Consider the following 3,459-nt stretch of genomic DNA (forward strand, 5'->3'; position numbering starts at 1 on the left):
AGCGATGAAGGCCTGGCTGCGGCTGAACAGCATACGTATCCGGCTATCTGTATGCTTGGGCCGTTGAATATTATTGGTACTCGATGACGCTCGCAACACTCATCACAGAGTCGGGGACTGGAGCTAGTCCGATATACATTGTATTCCGGACGTTCGGCTAAGTAATCCGACAGGCTGCAGGGTCGGATGCGGTCCAAACCATGGCAGACGCAGGTCGTGTGCTGGCCTTGTCTCAAAGGGCGATTCCGAAAATATTGACCCTGCGGTTCAAGACTTTATTGCCTTGTTCAAGACTTTATTGTCGGCAAACAAGCGCACATGCAATGCCATATCGTTCTTCCCGCCAAATAAATCATAATCGTTTATGAATTAATTATAGCCGCTTCGAAAAATAGTGACCTGTCTACCTGCTCCGGCGTTGAGGTAGCCCAAAATTAACGAAAGTCATAATCGTTTATGAATAATATAAACGAGCGACTAGAGTTGGCTGAAAAGGAAAGTGTTTGCCGCCAATAAAGGTTTGAACGACCATCCATATAAAATCAGACTGTTATGCTTCGCCTGGCACGAGCCAACAGTCCTAAAAGTCTTGAACGATTGAGGTCGCCTTCTGTCCACACGCGGCCATAATCGGACCTTTCTCCATCAAGCTACTTCGTGGGCAGGTTTTTCGCTACTACGTTTTCTACGTAGGCTACATTGTTCTCTATAGTGTTCGAAATGACATGTTTTTCGAAATTTTATTTCCTCCTATAATGATAGCCCGCTTAGAAAATCCAGCACCCATAAGCGTGAGAGGCCAATGTCCTACCATACATAACAAATAGGCCTCCACCCTTGTTAAAAACGTGCAACCACAAATATTATTAACTTAGCTAATTTTGATTATTGCAAATGAATACTCCTCCTACCAACCCTATCTCTGTTAAAAGCCTTTGGGAGAATAGTTGGGTTTTTGCTTTATATGGTCTATGTTTAGGGCTCAGCATTGGCATCATGGAAAACTTTGATGTTAATTTTGCAAAAGCTGAAATGCTGATGATGGAACCTCTTTCATTCTATGCATTCTCATTTCTTTCGATTTTTGGGCTCTTAGGGCTTGCAATTATTAATATTGCAACTTCAAAGTCTGCTGCCGCCATGTATTCTTCGGCTTGGGTAATGAGGTTTTGGGTACCAATTTCGAATGCCGGGCTATCGACGGGTGCCATAGTGATGGGAATGATGTTCGGCTTGGCAATTGGACTTATGCCGTGGGTCGGTGCAAATTCCGAGGTGCGTCAACTTGTAAAGATGCTGTTTACAATGTCGGGATTTGTAGGTGCTATCCTGTACCCGCTAACCTGGATGAAGCGATCCCTATTCGACTTAACCAAGCAAGAAGAATATAAGTCTGTTGTTGCCGGGATCCTTTATTGTTTGACGCTATTTGTCGCATTTTGGTTTATTGACCAACAAAAATTCTGGCGCTTTTTACTCGTTCTATCAGCTGCCTCGTTGGTCGCCGGCTTCATTATAAGAAAACTAAGCAAGAAACGTAGCTAACTCATTTCTCTTTGGACCTGCCTCAAAAGCCTCGCAGTTCAATGAAATGGAATGCTAAAAATTTCGCTTTGCTCACGGTAAACAGGCCGGTTCGGGTCGAATTTCTCCGTTCGGCTACGGCAACAGGCGGCCATTTCCAGTCATTCAGCAATCCAGTCTAATAGATATCGTTTTGTCAACTTTTTCGTGCAGGCATAGGTCACTTGCGTATTCGTGCAACTAAGCAGTTCAACGTCCTACTCCCAATTATTTATACTGCAGATATTGCCAGTGTTTCGTAAAAGAGAGCACTGGCGCGTTATTGAGCCACATTATTAGGCATCCATTTAGCACTTGATATATCAAGGAATTTAAGATGGACTGGTCTACCGTTGTCACATCCGTTATTAGTTCACTTTTGGGAGCAGCGGCTATATCGGCGGGGATAGCGTTCCTTGTGAAGCACTTCATCACGCGTTCAATAGATATCAAGTTTGAGCAGTTCAAAGAGCGGCAACGACTGGAGTTGCAGGAAATGGCGCGCCGCAAAGCCGCAGCTTTCGACAAACAAGCAGGTGTTTATGCCAAGTTCGTATCAGTTGTCTTCGCGCTTCGTCACACGGTACGAGAAGTCACGACAGCAGAAGGAAGTCTAAGTATTGAAGCGATGGCTAAATTTGAAGTCGAACGCAGAAATTTCTGGTCGTTCGTTACCGAGAACCGTGCTTTTCTCCCAGATCACATGCTATCCGCGCTGCATGAGTTCACCCAAATTGAAACTTCGTTTCAGTTGTATGCCGAATTGATAGCACATGGTGATACGCAAGAGATGCGAGGCGAAGCATTGAGAAAAATTCGGTTTGAGGGAGAGCGACTCGATGCCTCGTACTTAGAATTGCTTCGAGAAGTTCAGGCATATATTGGCCTGTCTGCTGCGCAGCATGATGTCTAATCCTTCCATTGGAGAGTAATTCGATATCGACCTCGTTCCTGCGAATCGCTGCCTTTGTGAAGCGTTGAGCGACTGCTTTAGGGAAGCTTCAATGACAGCATTGGGTCGATAGTGCCAGTTCGCCGTCAGGCCATGTTCGGCCAATAGCTGTCCTTACAACTGCTAGGGTGAAGCCACATAGCAGACATTGCGGCGGTGTTACTTTATTGTGTCGATAGGAGAAACCACGCGTCGACTCTGCGATCCACAAAATACGAGGCAACAAAATAGCCAAAGCTAACATAGTGATTGTTATCGGTGCTGATCTAAAATGTCCGCCACATAACCACTATAGGAGCACTATGTTTGGTAACGCGTGGCGTATTTTCACTGCGGTGATAAAAGAGTTCTGGTTTCCTTGTGCCATCGCAGTGGGTTTTGCTCTATGGGGCGTTTCTGGCGACGATCTACGCAAAGTTCAAGGATATTTCTTCGGGTTCTTGATGTTGGCTTGGTTCACTGGCCAAATCGTTCGTATTAAGCGGGAGATAGAACGCAAAGATTCGGTAAAGGACACAATTGGTAGGCTCACCACATTGAGTGAGAAACTAGATGTCCAGCTGAAGATGATTACCGGGCACGCTACTGGTGGTGACTCTTACATTAAGGTCTACTCATTTGTCGATAGCGATAGCGGCGACATTAACTTTGCCACCTGTGTTGAAGGCGATTTTCCCGTACGTAGCGTTGACATAACTTTGCAAGACCTCAACGCAGCCGAACCTTGGCGGACGGTAAAGCATGATTATGAAGAAATTATCTGGCCTGGCATTGTACGAGAACAGATTCGGTGGCCTGCAGACGGGCAGGAGCGTTGTCGTTGCCTTATTCAGCTATCCGCACTAAACCCATCTCGTTATACACAAGTCCGGTCTGCTGACTTCGTAGGGTGCAGAAGAAGTTGATATTCTTTTGTAAGACGGGGTTGTAAACCTCGACGAATT

The 3,459-nt window shown here is 45.6% G+C and carries 3 protein-coding genes; all 3 read left to right on the top strand.

Going from position 1 to position 3,459, the window contains the following annotated elements:
• The first annotated feature begins 894 nt into the window (after positions 1 to 894).
• The 3 genes from QOL82_RS28980 (at position 895) to QOL82_RS28990 (ending at position 3,420) form a co-directional block, all read left to right on the top strand.
• Entirely contained in the window at positions 895 to 1,545 is a 651-nt protein-coding gene (locus tag QOL82_RS28980; protein WP_283445793.1) for a hypothetical protein, read from the top strand.
• A gap of 355 nt (positions 1,546 to 1,900) precedes the next feature.
• On the top strand, positions 1,901 to 2,476 hold the full coding sequence (locus tag QOL82_RS28985) for a hypothetical protein (protein ID WP_283445794.1): 576 nt from the start codon (positions 1,901 to 1,903) through the stop codon (positions 2,474 to 2,476).
• Between the two features lie 341 nt (positions 2,477 to 2,817).
• Positions 2,818 to 3,420 carry a hypothetical protein gene (locus QOL82_RS28990; RefSeq protein ID WP_283445795.1) on the top strand — a complete coding sequence of 201 codons (603 nt, stop codon included), beginning with the start codon at positions 2,818 to 2,820 and terminating at the stop codon, positions 3,418 to 3,420.
• The last annotated feature ends 39 nt before the right edge of the window (positions 3,421 to 3,459 follow it).

The sequence above is a fragment of the Noviherbaspirillum suwonense genome, from assembly GCF_900182955.1.
Classification (GTDB): Bacteria; Pseudomonadota; Gammaproteobacteria; order Burkholderiales; family Burkholderiaceae_D; genus Noviherbaspirillum_A; species Noviherbaspirillum_A suwonense.